The 18,365-nt window shown below is 54.8% G+C and carries 17 protein-coding genes and 2 tRNA genes; 12 read left to right on the top strand and 7 right to left on the bottom strand.

Features of this window, described 5'->3' with window-relative positions:
- Window positions 1–40: 40 nt before the first annotated feature.
- The 5 genes from LZU96_RS09495 (at window position 41) to xthA (ending at window position 2,733) form a co-directional block, all read left to right on the top strand.
- Window positions 41–496, top strand: coding sequence for a YchJ family protein (locus tag LZU96_RS09495; protein ID WP_233988019.1), 456 nt, complete (start codon window positions 41–43; stop codon window positions 494–496).
- Window positions 497–553: 57 nt separating this feature from the next.
- Window positions 554–1,402: a formyltetrahydrofolate deformylase gene (gene purU, locus LZU96_RS09490; RefSeq protein WP_233988018.1), complete on the top strand. Its 849-nt coding sequence runs from the start codon at window positions 554–556 to the stop codon at window positions 1,400–1,402.
- Between the two features lie 144 nt (window positions 1,403–1,546).
- Window positions 1,547–1,631 (top strand) — tRNA-Tyr (locus tag LZU96_RS09485).
- Window positions 1,632–1,672: 41 nt separating this feature from the next.
- Window positions 1,673–1,757: transfer RNA gene (locus tag LZU96_RS09480), tRNA-Tyr, on the top strand.
- A 169-nt stretch (window positions 1,758–1,926) separates the two neighbouring features.
- Window positions 1,927–2,733, top strand: a complete 807-nt coding sequence (gene xthA / locus LZU96_RS09475) for an exodeoxyribonuclease III (protein ID WP_233988017.1) — start codon at window positions 1,927–1,929, stop codon at window positions 2,731–2,733.
- A 45-nt stretch (window positions 2,734–2,778) separates the two neighbouring features.
- On the opposite strand, the gene LZU96_RS09470 is transcribed toward xthA, so the two are convergent.
- The 3 genes from LZU96_RS09470 to LZU96_RS09460 all read right to left on the bottom strand — a co-directional run bounded on the left by LZU96_RS09470 (window position 2,779) and on the right by LZU96_RS09460 (window position 5,747).
- The gene (locus LZU96_RS09470; protein ID WP_233988016.1) at window positions 2,779–3,087 is read right to left on the bottom strand and encodes a YnjH family protein; all 309 of its coding nucleotides are present in this window, start codon (window positions 3,085–3,087) and stop codon (window positions 2,779–2,781) included.
- A complete protein-coding gene (locus LZU96_RS09465; protein WP_233988015.1) occupies window positions 3,084–5,000 on the bottom strand; it encodes a DNA topoisomerase III in 1,917 nt (638 codons plus the stop codon). The genes LZU96_RS09470 and LZU96_RS09465 overlap by 4 nt, the downstream gene beginning before the upstream one ends.
- A 195-nt stretch (window positions 5,001–5,195) precedes the next feature.
- Complete coding sequence (locus tag LZU96_RS09460; RefSeq protein WP_233988014.1) at window positions 5,196–5,747, bottom strand: NAD(P)H nitroreductase; 552 nt, start codon at window positions 5,745–5,747, stop codon at window positions 5,196–5,198.
- Between the two features lie 174 nt (window positions 5,748–5,921).
- Here LZU96_RS09460 and sppA point away from each other — a divergent pair, with 174 nt between their 5' ends.
- The 3 genes from sppA (at window position 5,922) to pncA (ending at window position 9,524) form a co-directional block, all read left to right on the top strand.
- Window positions 5,922–7,784 carry a signal peptide peptidase SppA gene (gene sppA, locus LZU96_RS09455; RefSeq protein ID WP_233988013.1) on the top strand — a complete coding sequence of 621 codons (1,863 nt, stop codon included), beginning with the start codon at window positions 5,922–5,924 and terminating at the stop codon, window positions 7,782–7,784.
- 101 nt (window positions 7,785–7,885) lie between these two features.
- Window positions 7,886–8,899, top strand: coding sequence for an asparaginase (gene ansA / locus LZU96_RS09450; protein ID WP_233988012.1), 1,014 nt, complete (start codon window positions 7,886–7,888; stop codon window positions 8,897–8,899).
- A 16-nt stretch (window positions 8,900–8,915) separates the two neighbouring features.
- On the top strand, window positions 8,916–9,524 hold the full coding sequence (gene pncA / locus LZU96_RS09445) for a bifunctional nicotinamidase/pyrazinamidase (RefSeq protein ID WP_233988011.1): 609 nt from the start codon (window positions 8,916–8,918) through the stop codon (window positions 9,522–9,524).
- Between the two features lie 423 nt (window positions 9,525–9,947).
- On the opposite strand, the gene LZU96_RS09440 is transcribed toward pncA, so the two are convergent.
- Together LZU96_RS09440 and msrB are read right to left on the bottom strand one after the other, a co-directional pair.
- Window positions 9,948–10,229: a YeaC family protein gene (locus LZU96_RS09440; protein WP_233988010.1), complete on the bottom strand. Its 282-nt coding sequence runs from the start codon at window positions 10,227–10,229 to the stop codon at window positions 9,948–9,950.
- A 5-nt stretch (window positions 10,230–10,234) separates the two neighbouring features.
- Window positions 10,235–10,645, bottom strand: coding sequence for a peptide-methionine (R)-S-oxide reductase MsrB (msrB, locus tag LZU96_RS09435; protein WP_159859181.1), 411 nt, complete (start codon window positions 10,643–10,645; stop codon window positions 10,235–10,237).
- Between the two features lie 343 nt (window positions 10,646–10,988).
- Between msrB and gapA the strand changes: the two genes are divergently transcribed.
- Together gapA and LZU96_RS09425 are read left to right on the top strand one after the other, a co-directional pair.
- Entirely contained in the window at window positions 10,989–11,987 is a 999-nt protein-coding gene (gene gapA / locus LZU96_RS09430) for a glyceraldehyde-3-phosphate dehydrogenase (protein ID WP_069728542.1), read from the top strand.
- A gap of 74 nt (window positions 11,988–12,061) precedes the next feature.
- Complete coding sequence (locus LZU96_RS09425; RefSeq protein WP_233988009.1) at window positions 12,062–12,958, top strand: D-hexose-6-phosphate mutarotase; 897 nt, start codon at window positions 12,062–12,064, stop codon at window positions 12,956–12,958.
- On the opposite strand, the gene LZU96_RS09420 is transcribed toward LZU96_RS09425, so the two are convergent.
- Together LZU96_RS09420 and LZU96_RS09415 are read right to left on the bottom strand one after the other, a co-directional pair.
- Window positions 12,955–13,806 (bottom strand): aldo/keto reductase, encoded by an 852-nt coding sequence (locus LZU96_RS09420; RefSeq protein ID WP_233988008.1) that lies wholly within the window; start codon window positions 13,804–13,806, stop codon window positions 12,955–12,957. The genes LZU96_RS09425 and LZU96_RS09420 overlap by 4 nt on opposite strands.
- Before the next feature lie 72 nt (window positions 13,807–13,878).
- Window positions 13,879–14,628 carry a MipA/OmpV family protein gene (locus tag LZU96_RS09415; protein WP_233988007.1) on the bottom strand — a complete coding sequence of 250 codons (750 nt, stop codon included), beginning with the start codon at window positions 14,626–14,628 and terminating at the stop codon, window positions 13,879–13,881.
- A gap of 419 nt (window positions 14,629–15,047) precedes the next feature.
- On the opposite strand from LZU96_RS09415, the gene yeaG reads away from it, so the two are divergent.
- Both yeaG and LZU96_RS09405 read left to right on the top strand, forming a co-directional pair.
- Window positions 15,048–16,982, top strand: coding sequence for a protein kinase YeaG (yeaG, locus tag LZU96_RS09410; RefSeq protein WP_233988006.1), 1,935 nt, complete (start codon window positions 15,048–15,050; stop codon window positions 16,980–16,982).
- A gap of 91 nt (window positions 16,983–17,073) precedes the next feature.
- Window positions 17,074–18,348, top strand: coding sequence for a YeaH/YhbH family protein (locus LZU96_RS09405; RefSeq protein ID WP_233988005.1), 1,275 nt, complete (start codon window positions 17,074–17,076; stop codon window positions 18,346–18,348).
- Window positions 18,349–18,365: the final 17 nt, after the last annotated feature.

The following is an 18,365-nucleotide window of genomic DNA, read 5'->3' as shown; positions in this document are numbered from 1 at the left end:
GCGCGCTGGTTATTCCGACTCATTACTCTCAGGAGATCACGTGTCAGACATCTGCCCATGTTGTAGCGGAGAGCAGTATAGCGTATGTTGCGAGCCCTTTCTCAAGGGTACCCAAATTCCTGTTACAGCTGAACAACTTATGCGTTCACGTTATTGTGCGTATGTTCAGCAGAATGCAGATTATCTGGTTGCCACCTGGCATCCTGCCAAACGTCAGCCGGCGCTGGCAGGGCTTTTATCCGAAAGTTTTCCGGGTACCGAATGGCTTAGCCTGAATGTAACTCGTTGTAATCATGGAAGCCATGAGAATGAGGCTTTCGTTACCTTTTTTGCGCGATACCGCGAGAAAATGACCATTCAGGCCATTCATGAGTGTTCACGCTTTCTTCGTGAGGATCAACGCTGGTACTATGTCGACGGAACGACGCCGCCGATTGGCCGCAACGATCGCTGCCCATGCGGCACCGACAAAAAATACAAAAAATGTTGTGGCTGAGCCGCTGACGGCCGCAACGGTTCTACCCTTAAATGCTTTGACAGGACTCTGATTGAGATGCAAGCGCAAACCATGCAAAGAAAAGTTTTACGTACCATTTGTCCCGATGCAAAAGGTCTGATCGCCAAAATCACCAATATTTGTTACAAGCACGAGCTGAATATCGTGCAGAACAACGAGTTTGTTGATCATCGCACCGGGCGCTTTTTCATGCGCACAGAGCTGGAAGGGATTTTTAACGACAACACACTGCTGGCCGATCTTGATAGCGCCCTGCCACAGGGTTCGGTGCGTGAGCTGCACAGCGCTGGCCGCCGCCGCGTGGTTATCCTGGTGACCAAAGAGGCGCACTGCCTTGGCGATCTGCTGATGAAGAGCGCTTTTGGCGGTCTGGATATGGAGATTGCCGCAGTTATTGGCAACCATGACACGCTGCGTTCACTGGTAGAGCGTTTCGATATCCCGTTTGTGCTGGTCAGCCATGAAGGCCTGACGCGTGATGAGCATGACAACCGGATGGTGGAAGAGATCGACCGCTATCAGCCCGACTATGTGGTGCTGGCTAAATATATGCGCGTCCTGACGCCGTCGTTCGTCCAGCGTTACCCTAACCAGATTATCAACATTCATCATTCGTTCCTGCCCGCCTTTATCGGTGCTCGCCCTTACCATCAGGCGTACGAGCGCGGCGTGAAAATTATCGGCGCCACCGCGCACTATGTGAACGACAACCTTGATGAAGGTCCGATCATTATGCAGGACGTCATTAATGTCGATCACAGCTACACCGCCGAAGAGATGATGCGTGCCGGCCGTGACGTCGAGAAAAACGTGTTAAGCCGTGCGCTTTACAAAGTGCTGGGGCAGCGCGTCTTTGTCTACGGCAACCGAACGATTATTCTTTAATCACCCCGGACGCTGAATTGCCTGCAGATTCAGCGCTACGGGCAAAAAGTGGGCAAACAGTTGCTGTTTTGCCGATGGGCGCTTTACACCCCTATCGCATTTGGTATGATGCGCCCCGCTTTAAGACAGAAAGATTCAGGCCATGGTGGGATTCCCGAGCGGCCAAAGGGAGCAGACTGTAAATCTGCCGTCACAGACTTCGAAGGTTCGAATCCTTCTCCCACCACCATCTGAATCTGAATCGTCTTTTTGCCAGCATTAGCTATCCCAGGTGGGATTCCCGAGCGGCCAAAGGGAGCAGACTGTAAATCTGCCGTCACAGACTTCGAAGGTTCGAATCCTTCTCCCACCACCATCTCGTATGTTGCACCCAATTCCCGGACTGATATCAACGCTTCCTGTTCTGCCTGACACGCCCTCACCTTCTGCCCGCTTTTGCACAATCTTCCCCTCTTCTGCCATGACTTTATGCGTAAAAATCGCTACCATCCCAGCCTATTACTCGCTGAAAAATGGTCAATCCCATGAAATTTGTTTCATTCAACATCAATGGCTTGCGCGCCCGTCCGCATCAACTCCAGGCGCTGGTCGAGCAACATAACCCGGACGTGATTGGCCTGCAGGAAACAAAAGTCCACGACGATATGTTTCCGCTGGAAGAGGTGGCGAAGCTCGGTTACAACGTCTTCTATCACGGACAGAAAGGCCATTACGGCGTTGCCCTGCTGACAAAGGTGCAGCCGGTGGCGGTACGCCGTGGCTTTCCCGGTGATGATGAAGATGCCCAGCGCCGGCTGATTATGGCCGAAATCCCCAGCCCGATCGGCGATATCACCGTGATCAACGGCTATTTCCCGCAGGGAGAAAGTCGCGACCATCCAACCAAATTCCCGGCTAAAGAGAAATTTTATCGCGATCTGCAGCGTTTTCTGACCGAGGATTTGCCCGCCGATAAACCGGTCCTGATCATGGGTGACATGAATATCAGCAGCACCGATCTCGACATTGGTATCGGCGAAGAGAGTCGCAAGCGCTGGTTGCGTACCGGTAAATGTTCCTTCCTGCCGGAAGAGCGTGAATGGATGGATCGGTTGATGGGCTGGGGGCTGGTGGATACCTGGCGGGCGCATAATCCAGAAACCACCGATCGTTTTTCGTGGTTCGATTACCGTTCGAAAGGATTTGATGATAACCGTGGGCTGCGTATCGATCTGGTGCTGGCGAGTAAAAACCTGGCGTCACACTGCGCTGAGACCGGCATCGATTATGAGATCCGCAGTATGGAAAAACCGTCGGACCACGCGCCGATCTGGTCAACCTTTAGCTTCTGACTGCGCGCTGAACTGAAGAACGCGTGGCGCAATGCCACGCGATGCTTATTTAACGATTTTCCAGATCAGATTATTGGTGCCTAACGAATGCTCATCGCGGGCGCACTGCAGCAGTACCCCTTCTGACTTGACTACCGAGCCTTCGCTGTAGTTGCGATCCTCAAAGATACAGCATCTGATACAGTCCGGCTGACGCCGTTGCCCCTGGGTCCAGACTTCCGGCGGCAGGTCCACCACCACGTCGGTATTGACGCCATTATCGCTGACCGGTGGCGGCTGATGACGACTGTTAGCCTGCACTGCACCGGCGGTCAGCGACAAAGCCAGTACCATTAATAGTGAATAACGCCTCATTCCGTCTCCTTGACTTTACGCTTTGTTTTGCGCACCGGACGCTTTTGCCCGGTGGACGGTAATCCCCGAAACGCATGCACCGCAGGCTGCTGCCGCGCCTGATGGATCAGCCCGGTCAGGGTCTGCACCAGCGGCTGCATAAACTCATCATAGCGGCAGGCTTTTTCGCTGATGCGGGTCAGGGTCGATTCCCACTGTGCCGTCATATCCGGACGGGCAGCCAGATCGGGTAACGAGTGAATCAGGGCGCGGCCAGCCTCGGTTGAGTGAATATAGCGCCCCTTTTTCACCAGGAAGCCACGGCGAAACAGCAATTCGATAATGCCGGCTCGCGTCGCTTCCGTCCCTAAACCATCGGTCGCACGCAGCACTTTCTTTAATTCTTTATCCTGAACGAAGCGGGCAATCCCGGTCATAGCGGAAAGAATGGTGGCATCGGTAAACGGGCGCGGTGGCTGAGTCTGCTTCGCCAGCACCTCGCCACGCTCACACAGTAGTTCATCCCCTTTGGCGACCACCGGCAGCGGCATACCATCATTCTCTTCATCACGCTCTTTGTTACCGAGCAGCGCCCGCCAGCCCGCCTCCGCCAGAAAGCGCGCTTTGGCGACGAATTTGCCGCCCGCGATCTCCAGCTCAATGATGCATTTACGGAACACCGCATCCGGGCAGAACTGCATCAGATACTGGCGTGCCACCAGCGCATAGATATTTTGCTCATTTTCGCTGAGCTTTACCGAACCGGCGCGCGCGGTCGGGATGATGGCGTGGTGCGCATCGACCTTTTTGTCATCCCAGCAGCGATTACGGCGATCGGCATCAAAATCCGCCGGTGGCGTCAGCTGCGGCTGATGGGCCTGAATGGCATTCAGGACTGCGTGACGCCCCGCAAAATGCTCTTCCGGCAGATAACGGCTATCAGAACGCGGATAGGTAATCAGCTTGTGGGTTTCATACAGCCGCTGACAGGTATCGAGCACCGTCTGCGCACTCAGGCCGTAACGCTTCGCCGCCTCAATCTGCAGGCTGGATAAGGAAAACGGCAAGGGTGCGCCTTCGTTTTCGCGCTTATCGCTATAGGCGGTCACCGCTGCCGGCTGGCCGGTAATGCGCGCCACAACGTGATCGGCCAGCGCCCGCTTCAGCAGACGCCCCTCTTCATCCTGCCACGGTTCACAGGCCTCGCTCGGCACCCAACTGGCGACAAATCGTACCTCGTCAGGCGTGACGATATGGGCTTTCACCTCGAAATAATCTTTCGGCAGGAAGTTCTCAATCTCTTCGTCGCGTCGTACCACCAGCCCGAGCACCGGTGTCTGTACCCGTCCCACTGACAGCACGCCATCATAGCCGGCATTACGTCCCAGCAGCGTCCAGGCGCGGGTCATGTTGATCCCGTAGAGCCAGTCAGCGCGCGCACGCGCCAGTGCCGAGACGCAGAGCGGAATAAATTCCCGGTTTTCACGCAGGCGGTTAACCGCGCGATCCACCGCCTGTGGATTGAGATCGTTGATCAGACAGCGCTGTACCCGGCTGCGTTTTTCGGCCGGCAGGTTCAGATAGTCGAGCACCTCATCCACCAGCAACTGACCTTCCCGATCCGGGTCACCAGCATGGACGACTTCACTGGCCTGCGCCAGCAGGCCCTCCACCACTTTTAACTGCTTCGCCACCGATGGGCGCGGCTGGAGCCGCCATTTTTCCGGAATAATCGGCAGGTCGGCCAGCGACCAGCGCGCATAGCGGCTGTCGTAGCTGTCGGGCTGCGCCTGCTCCAGCAGATGTCCGACACACCAGGTGACCACCTGATCGTTACCACAGGCGATATATCCATCACCGCGTCGATGGGGTTTTGGCAGCACATCGGCGATAGCACGCCCAAGACTGGGTTTTTCCGCAATAAACAAACGCATTGAATCAGGTAATCCTTAACATCAGGGAATAACGGGGATAACCGATTGGTAGCTGTCGGCTGCAATCATGGCGGCTATGTTAGCCTGGCAAGACGTCTGGCGTAAGCGTCACAGGCTGGGTTAGCGATCATTCGCACAGGAACCGTTCAATCAGCAGGGCCAGAGAAAGCCCTGCATGGTGGGAAAGGATCGGGATCAGAAGTAACTGACGAAAGGCGCGGTGTCGGGCGGGAGTACCGTGGTGCTGGATTTGAGCTGTGGCGTGCCTAAATAGAGGAAGCCGACAATGGCATCCTGCTCCCGGCAGCCAAATGCCTGACGCACCGCCACGTCGTCAGTCCAGGGGCCGCTGCGCCAGATACCGTTGTATCCCTGTGCTGCCGCGGCCATCTGCATTGCCATCACGGCACAGCTGGCTGAGGCGATCTGCTCCCAGCGCGGTACTTTCGGGTGCGGTTCACAGTGTGCCACCACGGTGATGATCATCGGTGCGCGAAACGGCGACTGACTGGCCTTGTTGATCGCCTTCTCATCCAGTTGTTTATCGCGTGCCGCCTGCTCCAGTAGCTGACTCAGCCGATCGCGCCCCTCATTCTCAACAATAATAAAGCGCCAGGGTTGCAGCGTGCCGTGATCCGGTGCGCGCATACCGGCGCGCAGAATATTTTCCAGCGCCTCGCCGGCGGGTGCCGGTTCGGTCAGACGTGACGCCGAACGACGGTTAACCAGTAACTCCAGTGCATCCATGTTTTTTCTCCCGATCGTATTAATGTTGCAGTAATCCTGGCACAGGCAGATTTTTTGTAACAGTCAGCGGTGAATTCCTGCTGACTTTTAGCACGCTGCTCTTTAGGATGAGCTCGTCGGGGAAGCCTGGTACGCGCGGCGGCCACTTCCGGCTACATGAATATGGAGAGTCTGATGCGCACATTGTGGCGAATAATTGCAGGTCTGTTTCGCTGGACCTGGCGGGTATTAAATTTTGTCAGGGAATTTATCCTGAATATTTTTCTGATTTTGTTGATTGTGGCAGGTGTCGGCATCTGGTTGCAGGTCAGCGGTTCGGGTAACAGCTCGGCACCCATGCAGCAAGGCGCGCTGCGGGTCGATCTCAGCGGCGTGCTGGTGGATAAGCCTTCGGTCAGCAATCGCCTGAGTAAAATTGGCCGTCAGTTGCTGGGTGCCAGCAGTGACCGCCTGCAGGAAAATTCGCTGTTTGACGTGGTCGATGCGATCCGTCAGGCCAAAACGGACAGCAACATCAAAGGTATGGTGCTGGATTTGCGCGACTTTGCCGGTGGCGATCAGCCTTCGCTGCAGTATGTCGGTAAAGCGCTGCGTGAATTCCGCGACAGCGGCAAACCGATTTATGCGCTGGGCGACAGCTATAGCCAGGCGCAATATTATCTCGCCAGCTACGCCAGCAAAATCTACCTGTCGCCACAGGGCGCGGTCGATCTGCACGGTTTCGCCACTAATGGTTTGTATTACAAAACCCTGCTGGAAAAACTGAAAGTCACCTCACACGTGTTCCGCGTCGGCACCTATAAATCCGCGGTCGAACCCTTCCTGCGTGACGATATGTCTCCTGCCGCGCGCGATGCGGATAGCCGCTGGGTGGGTCAGCTGTGGCAGAACTACCTGAATACCGTCTCAGCGAATCGCCAGATTACGCCAGAGCAGCTGTTCCCGGGTGCCACGGCGATGATTGCCGGACTGAACGCCGTAAAAGGTGATACCGCGCAGTATGCGCTGGATAATAAGCTGGTGGATGTGCTGGGTTCCCGTGCCGCTGCCGATCAGGAGCTGGTGAAAACCTTTGGCCTGGATAAGCAGAGCAACGATTATCGCAGCGTCAGCATCTATGACTACAGTGTCAAACCGGCCTCGACGCAGCAGGATGGCAACATTGCGGTGGTGCTGGCCAGTGGCGCGATCATGGACGGTGAAGAGACGCCCGGAAACGTCGGAGGTGACACCACTGCCGCACAAATCCGCGATGCGCGTCTCGATCCAAAAATTAAAGCCATCATTCTGCGGGTGAACAGCCCTGGCGGCAGCGTGACGGCCTCCGAAGCGATTCGTGAAGAGCTGGCGGCCGCCCATGCAGCCGGTAAGCCGATCGTGGTCTCAATGGGCGGTATGGCCGCTTCCGGTGGCTACTGGATTTCAACCCCCGCTAACTACATCGTGGCGAATCCGAGCACCCTGACCGGCTCTATCGGTATTTTTGGCGTGATCAACACGCTGGAAAACAGCCTGGATGCGATAGGCGTGCACACCGACGGTGTCGCCACCTCGCCGCTGGCAGATATCTCCACCACCAAAGCGTTGCCAACCGAAGTTCAGCAGCTCATGCAGCTGACCATCGAAAACGGCTACCGCAACTTTGTTGGTCTGGTGGCGAAGTCACGCAACAGGACGCCGGAGCAGATCGACGCCATTGCGCAGGGTCATGTCTGGACCGGTAGCGACGCTAAGGCCAATGGTCTGGTCGATGCGCTGGGTGACTTTGACGATGCGGTGAAGAAAGCCGGTGAACTGGCGAAGGTCAGCAAACCGCAGCTGAGCTGGTATCAGGATGACCCGAGCTTCTTTGATATGATGCTGAACCAGGTGAACGCCTCGGTGCGCGCCGTACTGCCGGATCCGCTGAAAGCCTGGCTGCCGGCGCCGATGCTGGATGTGATGAGCGCGATGAAAGCGCAGCCCGGACTGTTCGATCACCTCAACGATCCCCAGAACCGTTACGCCTTCTGCCTGAACTGTGGCGACGTGCGGTAAGTCAACATTGCGATAAACCTCGCAGCCCGGCCATGGGTCGGGCTGCATTTCCTCGCCATTCCCCTTATACTGCGCGTTTTACGGCAAGTCTGAGTTCTCTAATGCAAAAGAAAAACATCTACGTAGCCTACACTGGCGGTACCATTGGTATGCAGCGCTCGGCGCAGGGATATATTCCGGTCTCCGGTCATCTGCAGCAGCAGCTGGCTAACATGCCGGAGTTCCACCGCCCCGAAATGCCTGATTTCACCATTCATGAGTATCAGCCGCTGATCGACTCTTCTGATATGACGCCGCAGGACTGGCAGTCAATCGCCGAAGATATCCGTCAGAATTACGATCGCTACGATGGTTTTGTGATTCTGCATGGCACCGATACTATGGCGTTTACCGCGTCAGCCCTCTCCTTCATGCTGGAGAATCTGGCTAAACCGGTTATCGTTACCGGTTCGCAGATTCCGCTGGCAGAGCTACGTTCAGATGGGCAGCAGAACTTATTGAACTCACTATATGTCGCGGCAAATTATCCGATCAGCGAAGTCTCGCTGTTTTTCAACAATACGCTCTATCGTGGCAACCGAACCACCAAAGCCCATGCCGATGGCTTTAACGCTTTTGCCTCGCCTAACCTCTCTGCGCTGCTGGAAGCCGGTATTCATATCCGCCGCCTGAATACGCCGGCCGCCCCACAGGGTCAGGGCGAACTGATTGTTCACACGATTACGCCGCAGCCGATTGGTGTCGTCACCATCTATCCCGGCATCTCGGCAGATGTGGTGCGCAACTTCCTGCGTCAGCCTGTTAAAGCGCTGATTCTGCGCTCTTACGGCGTCGGTAATGCGCCGCAAAATGCCGAGTTTCTGGCAGAGCTCCAGCAGGCCAGCGAGCGCGGAATTGTGGTGGTGAATCTGACGCAGTGTATTTCAGGCAAAGTCAATATGGGTGGCTACGCCACCGGCAATGCGCTGGAGCATGCTGGCGTTATCAGCGGTTCGGATCTGACGGTTGAGGCAGCGCTTACCAAGCTGCACTTTTTACTCAGCCAGAACCTCTCTGCCGATGAAATACGCGGCAAAATGCAGCAAAATTTGCGCGGCGAACTGACAGAAGACTGAGACGGAGCGACTTGTAATGAAACGCGCACTCATCATTATTGATATCCAGAATGATTTTTGCCCGGGCGGCCCGATGGCCGTTCACCAGGGCGACCAGACCGTTGACATCGCCAACCGTTATGCCCGCACCTTTCATCAGAACGGGGAATGTGTGGTGGCGCTGCAGGACTGGCATCCCGCCGATCACGGCAGTTTTGCCTCAGTCTCTGGCGAACCGGTCTACACGCTCGGCGAGTTAAATGGCCTGGCACAGATCTGGTGGCCCGATCACGGTATCCAGGGATCGGCTGGCGCTGATTTCCATCCCGGACTGGACCGCAGCTTGTTCGATGCGATCTTTCATAAAGGTCAGGATCAGGACGTGGACAGCTACAGCGCCTTTTTCGATAACGGCCATCGCCGTAAAACCGAACTCGACAGCTGGCTGCGCGAACGCGGCATTACCCATCTGGTGATGCTGGGGCTGGCGACTGATTACTGCGTGAAATACAGCGTGCTGGACGCGCTGGAGCTGGGCTATCACGTCGAGGTAGTGAAAGAAGGCTGTCGCGGGGTGAATCTCAACCCTGAGGACAGCGAGATCGCCTTCGCACAAATGACCGCGCAGGGCGCGATTCTGATATGAAAAAAGGCCGCATCACTGCGTAATGCTCGTCAGTTAGGGTTACATTTGCAAAAGCTGTCACGGTCAAACGTGGCAGTTTTTTTTCTGGGCGGGCGTGCGGGCCTGAGCGCCCTTTTTAACCACACACACTGAAGCCTCGGAGCAGACTGATGCCGATCAGGGGCAGGCAATCCGCAGCGCTGAACATTAGCCATCAGAGTCCGCATGACGCAGGCGAAAGGCGGGGCGTCACAGGATGTGCCATCCCCGGCGGTGCGTCAGGCAGGCGAATGAAGTGAAGGAACCGCACAGCGGTGCGAGGAGCGCCAGCCCCTGAGCGGCACCCGACGGCGTTATCACCGGTCGCTTAACTGACCAGCCTTACGGCGTCGTGTCAGTTTTCTGCCAGGATGCGGGTCATCCATTAGCGGTGACCCGACTCCCTTAGTGCAGCTGGATGCGGGTGACGTCTGAATCGATACCAAACTCTTCTTTGAGCTCTCTTTTCGACTTTGTCACCATCTCACCGCCCTTGCCGATGGTCATGTGTTGCGGGCTGTCGTTATGCCGCGCCTGCCACATCATGACCAGCTGCAGGCAGTTTTCACGCTGCTCCTGCGTCAGCGCTACGCCATCCGGCCATTTACCAATCTCCACCGCGGTCGCCAGTCGCTGATAGACTTCTGGCGTCATTGCGGCAAGCATCGCTTCCAGTTGCTGCTTCATCGCTTTTATCCTTTCGTCTGCTCACCCTGCTCATCGGTGAAATTCAATGAGGCAGAGTTAACACAATAGCGTTCACCGGTCGGCTGCGGGCCATCCGGGAAGACATGTCCCAGATGCGCATCACACTGACCACAACGGATCTCAATGCGCTGCATGCCGTGTGAGTCATCTTCAATATAACGAATCGCGTCGTCGCTCACCGGCTGATAAAAGCTCGGCCAGCCACAACCTGAATCATATTTGGTCTCTGACAGAAACAGCGGCGCGTTGCAGACCAGGCAGTGATAAATACCTTCCTGTTTGTTATGCAGCAGTGCACCACTGTAAGGCGGCTCCGTTCCGCGATGCTGGGTAACATAACGCTGCATTTCTGTCAGCTGCGAAATTTTTGCTTCGGGTGCGGTGTCTTTAGCCATTTTTAAGATTCCGGAAGGGTGCCAATCTGAAAATTTCGACTACTATTCTAACAAATGATCAACATAAGACGGGTCTTTTTTCGTGCTCACCCTTTCAGTCCGACTCTCACAGCCCGGATTTGTGACTTCGATCACCTTTTATCCGGGGCATCCCTATATATTCGGCGATTGATTAAACGAAGCGCGATACAATTGGCGGTACGCAAGCGGTTGCGCATCGAATAATTCCTTTCAGGCGAATTGATTTGTCGCAACAATTGACACGATTCCGCTTGACGCCTGGTAAGGTTTTTGTAATTTTACAGGCAACCTTTTATTCACTAACAAATAGCTGGTGGAATATATGACTATCAAAGTAGGTATCAACGGTTTTGGCCGTATCGGTCGCATCGTTTTCCGTGCTGCTCAACAGCGTTCTGACATCGAAATCGTTGCAATCAACGACCTGCTGGACGCGGATTACATGGCGTACATGCTGAAGTATGACTCTACGCATGGTCGTTTCGACGGCACCGTAGAAGTTCAGGATGGCGCACTGGTTGTTAACGGCAAGAAAATCCGTGTTACCTCTGAGAGAGATCCGGCTAACCTGAAGTGGGACGAAGTGGGCGTTGACGTTGTTGCTGAAGCAACCGGTATCTTCCTGACCGACGAAACCGCACGTAAACACATCACTGCAGGTGCGAAGAAAGTTGTTCTGACCGGTCCTTCTAAAGATGACACCCCAATGTTTGTTCGCGGTGCAAACTTCGACAAATACCAGGGCCAGGACATCGTGTCTAACGCATCGTGCACCACTAACTGCCTGGCGCCACTGGCAAAAGTAATCAACGACAAGTTTGGTATCGTTGAAGGTCTGATGACCACTGTTCACGCCACCACCGCCACTCAGAAAACCGTTGATGGCCCGTCTCACAAAGACTGGCGCGGCGGCCGCGGCGCGTCTCAGAACATCATCCCTTCTTCAACCGGCGCAGCGAAAGCAGTGGGTAAAGTCCTGCCAGAACTGAACGGCAAACTGACCGGTATGGCATTCCGCGTACCAACCCCTAACGTCTCCGTTGTTGACCTGACCGTACGTCTGGAAAAAGCGGCTTCTTACAAAGAAATCTGTGCGGCTATCAAAGCGGCTGCAGAAGGTGAGATGAAAGACGTGCTGGGCTATGTTGAAGATGACGTGGTTTCTACTGACTTCAACGGCGAAATCCTGACTTCAGTGTTTGACGCTAAAGCCGGTATCGCGCTGAACGACAACTTTGTGAAACTGGTTTCCTGGTACGACAACGAAACTGGCTACTCAAACAAAGTTCTCGACCTGATTGCGCTGGTTTCTGCTAAATAAGGCAGCCAGACATCATTGAGAATAAGGGCGACTTCGGTCGCCCTTTTTTTGATCCGCTCAGGAAGGAATCGAACATGCAAGATAAACTGTTTTCTCTGCCGGTCGTTACCCAGATCTCCCCTTACCTCTCGCAGCGTCAGGTCGGCGAACTGCCGGCGATTGTCGTCAGTCATCCGAAAGTGCGTGCAGCCATTACGCTGCAGGGTGCTCATCTGATCGCCTGGCAGCCCAGCGGTGAGCAACCGGTTCTGTGGCTCAGCGATAAGAGTCTGTTTTCGCCCGGCAAAGCCATTCGCGGCGGCGTACCAATCTGCTGGCCCTGGTTTGGTCCGGCAGGTGAACCGGCACACGGTTTTGCCCGCAATCAGCCGTGGACGCTGTCCGCCCATGATGAAAATGAAGATGGCGTGATGCTGACGCTGGTGCTGGAAAGCAATCCTCAGACGCTGAAGCTGTGGCCACATGAGTTCACTCTCATCGCCCGTTTCCGGCTGGGTCAGCACTGTGAAATTGAACTGGAAGCGCATGGCGATTTTGAAGCCACCGCCGCCCTGCACAGCTATTTCACCGTCAGCGATATCAGCGGCATTGAAGTGTCGGGCCTGGGTGAAACCTACATCGATAAGGTGAATCAGGGCGAGATCGGCAGCAGCGACGGCAAGCAACGCTATCCAGGCCGGATTGATCGCATTTTTACCGCGGCTGAAGATTGCTCAGTGATTAACGATCCGGCTGCACAGCGCCAGATCGAGGTCTATCACCACCATCACAGTGACGTTGTGACGTGGAATCCAGGAGTTGAGCTCTCCTGCAGCATGGCCGATATGCCGAATGAAGGTTATAAGACCATGGTTTGCGTTGAGACAGCGCGCATCAATAAGCCGCTGCGCAGTGCAGGCGAAAAACCGGCCCGCCTGGCGACCACCTTCCGCCTGAAGAAAAAGCTCAGCGGCGACGCGGTTAAGGCTTAAACCACGTCGAGCGGTAACTTATGCTGCGGTGCCGGATAACGCTGGTTGATGAGGGTGAGATCGTCGTCAGTCAGCACCACGTTCAGCGCCGCCGCATTTTCCTCTACGTGAGCGACAGAACTGGCTTTAGGGATAGCAATAACGCCAGGCTGACGGATCACCCAGCTAAGCAGGAGCTGGGCCACGCTAATGCCCTTTTGCTGTGCAAGCTGCACCAGTTGCGGGTCGCTGAACAGGCTATCGCGCAGCCGTCCGGCCTGCGCCAGCGGACAATAGGCCATAATCGGCAGGTTACGCTGCTGGCAGGCGGGTAACAGATCATATTCAATGCCCCGTGAGCCGAGATGGTAAAGCACCTGATTGGTCGCGCACTGCGTCCCACCCGCTTCATCCCACAGCTCAGCCATGTCATCGGTATCGAAATTAGAGACGCCCCAGTAGCGGATTTTACCCTGTTGCTGCAGCTGTTCCATCGCCCGCACCGTCTCTTCCAGCGGGATATTACCGCGCCAGTGCAGAAGATAGAGGTCGAGGTAGTCCGTTTTCAGCCGCTGCAGGCTACGCTCGCAAGCCTCGATGGCATCGTGTTCACCAGCATTCCACGGGTACACTTTTGACACCACCAGCGCCTGAGCACGACGACCCTGTAGCGCTTCGCCGACCACCTCTTCGGCTGCGCCGTCGGCGTACATCTCGGCGGTATCGATCAGGCGCAGACCACACGCCAGCCCGTGCTGAAGTGCAGCGACTTCCGCCGCGCGCTGAGCGGGATTCTCGCCCATATACCAGCTGCCCTGACCAATCACCGGCAGATCGCTGTGGCCGGCAAAATTCATGATGTTGCGCATTTCGCTCTCCCGCCCCATGCTGAGGCCCCATAAAAGAACAGAGGGCATATAATGCCCTCTTTTAGTGCGTTATCAGAAACTGTAACTGACGCCGGTCCAGAGTGTCGCCTGGCCGCTTTTGTCGATCATCGGGCTATCTTTGATTTCGCTGTCGAAACGGGTATAGCGGCCGACCACGCCGACGTTCCACTGCGTCGAAATCTGATAGCTGGCGCTCAGTTCAATATAAGGTGACCAGCTGTCATCCGGATTGTAACGGCTGATGCCGGTGCGGGCGCTTTCATGGCCGGAAACACCGTAGTAATAGCGGTTTTGATTGGCACTGTTCCACATCGCACCAATGCCTGGCGTCAGACTGAAGTCGCCCATTTCAAAGCGATAGAGGTAAGTTAAATCCCAGATCATACCGTTGCTGTTGTTCAGCACGTCGCCCAGCAGTGCGGTACGAACGATACCCCAGTCGGCTGTGTGACGGTATGTTGCGCCCGCCATCAGGGTCATGCGGCGTTTATCCAGCCCTTTCATGTCGCCCAGGTCGTTGTCGCTGGGCTTGTACTCCTGCGGTGAACCGAGCAGCGTCAGTGACAGCTGGTTCTGAGGATCTTTCCACAGGTAGTAACCGCCCTGCAGGCTACGAAACCAGAAGTTCTCACCCTCGTAATTGATCACCGGAACCGGCAGATAACGGTCCTGGCCGCCGCGATAAGGCGACTCGGCATAGATGACTGAAGCCCCGACCGAAAGCGGTGCGGCATTTACGCCGCCAGAGAGTAAATAACAAGGTAAAAGTGCAACAAGCGCCTTAAGTTTGAATTGGTTCACAATTTATTCATTCCATAAATATAACAATCAAACATGAAGTCTAACGTTTTTTTGCGACTGGATTAACTTATATCGAAATCCTTTAAGCGCCCAGCCGTAGAAAGTGGCATTAAAGGTTAAAATCACGTTAAGTTAACTCATCAGAGGCGCATACCGGCCTCACCTCAGACTGATTATGCTGTTGATCTCACCCTCATTCACCCACAGCCATGGAGGAAATTTCTTAGAAGCCATCTACAGTTAGAAGTAAGACCAGACAATATGTACGAGCAGAGTAACCAGTAAAGTTGTGTATCCCGATAAAAATGATCAGGTTGGCATAAGGGTTGCTGTACTCAATAGAGAATATCTTCCGGGAGCTGCATGAGCCTCTAATTACGCTCCTTACCTGTGCTAAAAACGAAAGGACGGGCATCGCTATGAATATATTCGATCACTATCGTCAGCGTTATGAAGCTGCCAAGGACGAAGAGTTCACACTGCAGGAATTTCTTGCCATCTGTAAGCAAGATCGCAGTGCATACGCCAACGCTGCAGAGCGACTGTTAATGGCAATCGGTGAGCCAGTAATGGTCGACACTGCTCAGGAGCCACGCCTTTCCAGAATATTCTCCAACCGTGTGATGGGACGCTATCCGGCGTTCGAGGAGTTTTACGGCATGGAGGAAGCGATTGAACAGATCGTCTCCTACCTGAAACATGCCGCTCAGGGACTGGAGGAGAAGAAGCAGATCCTCTATCTGCTGGGGCCGGTCGGCGGCGGTAAATCCTCGCTGGCTGAGCGGCTTAAATCGCTGATGCAGCGCGTCCCTATCTATGTGCTGAGCGCAGATGGCGAACGCAGCCCGGTCAATGACCATCCGCTCTGTCTGTTTAATCCGCAGGAGGATGCGCACATTCTTGAAAAAGAGTATGGCGTGCCGCGCCGTTACCTTGGCACCATCATGTCGCCGTGGGCCGCTAAACGCCTGCACGACTTTGGTGGTGACATCTCCCGCTTCAAAGTAGTGAAAGTCTGGCCGTCGATTCTTGAGCAACTGGCGATCGCGAAAACCGAGCCAGGCGACGAGAACAACCAGGACATTTCGGCGCTGGTCGGTAAAGTGGACATCCGCAAACTGGAAAACCACGCGCAAAACGATCCTGATGCATATGGTTACTCTGGCGCACTGTGCCGCGCGAACCAGGGCATCATGGAATTTGTCGAGATGTTCAAGGCACCGATTAAAGTGCTGCATCCGTTGCTGACCGCCACCCAGGAAGGTAACTACAACGGAACCGAAGGGATCTCAGCGCTGCCGTTTAACGGCATCATTCTGGCGCACTCCAACGAATCTGAATGGGTCACTTTCCGTAATAACAAAAACAATGAGGCGTTCCTTGACCGTGTTTACATCGTCAAAGTGCCTTATTGCCTGCGAGTCTCTGAAGAGATCAAAATTTACGAGAAACTGCTGAACCACAGTGAGCTGGCAACATCGCCATGCGCACCTGGTACGCTGGAAACACTGGCTAAGTTCTCGATTCTGTCGCGCCTGAAAGATCCAGAAAACTCCAGCATCTACTCCAAAATGCGGGTCTATGACGGCGAAAGCCTGAAAGATACCGACCCGAAAGCGAAATCGTGGCAGGAGTATCACGATTACGCCGGCGTTGATGAGGGCATGAACGGTCTGTCGACCCGTTTCGCCTTTAAGATCCTGTCACGGGTCTTCAACTTCGACCATGCCGAAGTGGCGGCCAACCCGGTTCACCTGTTCTATGTGCTTGAACAGCAGATCGAGCGTGAGCAGTTCCCGCAGGATCAGGCGGAAAAATACCTTGAGCACCTGAAAGGTTACCTGATTCCAAAATATGCGGAGTTCATCGGCAAAGAGATTCAGACCGCTTACCTGGAATCCTATTCCGAGTATGGTCAGAACATCTTTGATCGCTACGTCACCTATGCCGACTTCTGGATTCAGGATCAGGAATATCGCGATCCCGATACCGGTCAGCTGTTTGACCGCGAATCGCTGAATGCGGAACTGGAGAAGATTGAGAAGCCTGCGGGCATCAGTAACCCGAAAGATTTCCGTAATGAGATCGTCAACTTCGTGCTGCGCGCGCGGGCACACAATAACGGTCGCAATCCGAACTGGACCAGTTACGAGAAATTGCGCACCGTGATTGAGAAGAAAATGTTCTCAAATACGGAGGAGCTGCTGCCGGTCATCTCATTCAATACCAAGACCTCGACCGATGAGCAGAAGAAACATGATGATTTCGTCGATCGCATGATGGAAAAAGGCTATACCCGCAAACAGGTACGCCTGCTGTGTGAATGGTATCTGCGTGTGCGTAAATCGTCCTGATAAAAGTCTGTAAGCAAGCCGGTATTACGGTACCGGTCATCTAAAGGTCGGGCATGCCCGACCTGCTTGCAATGTAGTTTGGGGGAACACTATGGCCTATTTCATCGATCGCCGGCTTAACGGTAAAAACAAGAGCGCGGTCAACCGCCAGCGTTTCTTGCGCCGTTATAAGTCGCAAATCAAGCAGTCGATCTCCGAGGCCATTAACAAACGCTCGGTTACCGACGTCAGCAGCGGTGAATCTGTTTCAATACCCATTGATGACATCAATGAGCCGATCTTCCATCAGGGACGCGGCGGGAATCGTCACCGCGTGCATCCCGGAAACGACCATTTTGTGCAGAATGACCGCATTGAGCGACCTCAGGGTGGCGGTGGCGGCGGCAGTGGTCAGGGCAACGCCAGCCAGGATGGTGAAGGTCAGGATGAATTTGTTTTTCAGATCTCGAAAGATGAGTATCTCGATCTGCTGTTTGAGGATCTCGCTCTGCCCAATCTGCGCCGGAATCAGCATCGTCAGCTGAATGAATACAAAACCCACCGCGCCGGTTACACCTCCAACGGCGTTCCTGCCAACATCAGTGTGGTGCGTTCGCTGCAGAACTCGCTGGCGCGCCGCACGGCGATGACGGCAGGTAAACGCCGGATGCTGCACGAGCTGGAAGAGACGCTCAGCATGGTGGAAAAATCGGAACCGGCACAGCTGCTTGAGGAGGAGCGGCTGCGTAAGGATATCGCCGAATTACGCGCGCGCATCGAACGCGTGCCGTTTATCGATACCTTTGACCTGCGTTATAAAAACTTCGAGAAACGCCCGGAGCCTTCCAGCCAGGCGGTGATGTTCTGTTTAATGGACGTTTCCGGTTCCATGGATCAGGCGACCAAGGATATGGCGAAGCGTTTCTATATTCTGCTCTATCTGTTCCTGAGCCGGACCTACAAGAACGTGGATGTGGTCTATATCCGCCATCACACTCAGGCGAAAGAGGTGGATGAACAGGAGTTCTTCTATTCGCAGGAGACCGGCGGCACCATCGTTTCCAGCGCCCTGAAGCTGATGGATGAGGTGGTCAAAGATCGCTACGATCCGGCGCAGTGGAATATCTATGCGGCGCAGGCCTCGGACGGCGACAACTGGGCCGATGATTCGCCGCTGTGTCACGAAATCCTGGCGAAGAACATCCTGCCGGTGGTGCGTTACTACAGCTATATCGAAATTACCCGCCGCGCGCATCAGACCCTGTGGCGCGAGTATGAACATCTGCAGGCGATGTTCGATAACTTCGCGATAGAGCATATTCGCGAACCGGAAGATATCTATCCGGTGTTCCGTTCTCTGTTTCATAAACAGGCGACCGAAGCCTGATCAACCAAGCCGGCTTA

This window comes from Pantoea agglomerans (genome assembly GCF_021397715.1).
Lineage (GTDB): Bacteria > Pseudomonadota > Gammaproteobacteria > Enterobacterales > Enterobacteriaceae > Pantoea > Pantoea astica.
The sequence above is the reverse complement of the archived record's forward strand: the minus strand, read 5'-3'. Positions and strand labels throughout refer to the sequence as shown.

What these genes read in the sequence shown, in the direction of transcription:
- purU (WP_233988018.1), top strand. Translation starts at nt 554, where the DNA reads ATGCAAGCGCAAACCATGCAAAGAAAAGTTTTACGTACCATTTGTCCC.
- xthA (WP_233988017.1), top strand. Translation starts at nt 1,927, where the DNA reads ATGAAATTTGTTTCATTCAACATCAATGGCTTGCGCGCCCGTCCGCAT.
- LZU96_RS09470 (WP_233988016.1), bottom strand. Translation starts at nt 3,087, where the DNA reads ATGAGGCGTTATTCACTATTAATGGTACTGGCTTTGTCGCTGACCGCC.
- LZU96_RS09465 (WP_233988015.1), bottom strand. Translation starts at nt 5,000, where the DNA reads ATGCGTTTGTTTATTGCGGAAAAACCCAGTCTTGGGCGTGCTATCGCC.
- LZU96_RS09460 (WP_233988014.1), bottom strand. Translation starts at nt 5,747, where the DNA reads ATGGATGCACTGGAGTTACTGGTTAACCGTCGTTCGGCGTCACGTCTG.
- sppA (WP_233988013.1), top strand. Translation starts at nt 5,922, where the DNA reads ATGCGCACATTGTGGCGAATAATTGCAGGTCTGTTTCGCTGGACCTGG.
- ansA (WP_233988012.1), top strand. Translation starts at nt 7,886, where the DNA reads ATGCAAAAGAAAAACATCTACGTAGCCTACACTGGCGGTACCATTGGT.
- pncA (WP_233988011.1), top strand. Translation starts at nt 8,916, where the DNA reads ATGAAACGCGCACTCATCATTATTGATATCCAGAATGATTTTTGCCCG.
- LZU96_RS09440 (WP_233988010.1), bottom strand. Translation starts at nt 10,229, where the DNA reads ATGAAGCAGCAACTGGAAGCGATGCTTGCCGCAATGACGCCAGAAGTC.
- msrB (WP_159859181.1), bottom strand. Translation starts at nt 10,645, where the DNA reads ATGGCTAAAGACACCGCACCCGAAGCAAAAATTTCGCAGCTGACAGAA.
- gapA (WP_069728542.1), top strand. Translation starts at nt 10,989, where the DNA reads ATGACTATCAAAGTAGGTATCAACGGTTTTGGCCGTATCGGTCGCATC.
- LZU96_RS09425 (WP_233988009.1), top strand. Translation starts at nt 12,062, where the DNA reads ATGCAAGATAAACTGTTTTCTCTGCCGGTCGTTACCCAGATCTCCCCT.
- LZU96_RS09420 (WP_233988008.1), bottom strand. Translation starts at nt 13,806, where the DNA reads ATGCGCAACATCATGAATTTTGCCGGCCACAGCGATCTGCCGGTGATT.
- yeaG (WP_233988006.1), top strand. Translation starts at nt 15,048, where the DNA reads ATGAATATATTCGATCACTATCGTCAGCGTTATGAAGCTGCCAAGGAC.
- LZU96_RS09405 (WP_233988005.1), top strand. Translation starts at nt 17,074, where the DNA reads ATGGCCTATTTCATCGATCGCCGGCTTAACGGTAAAAACAAGAGCGCG.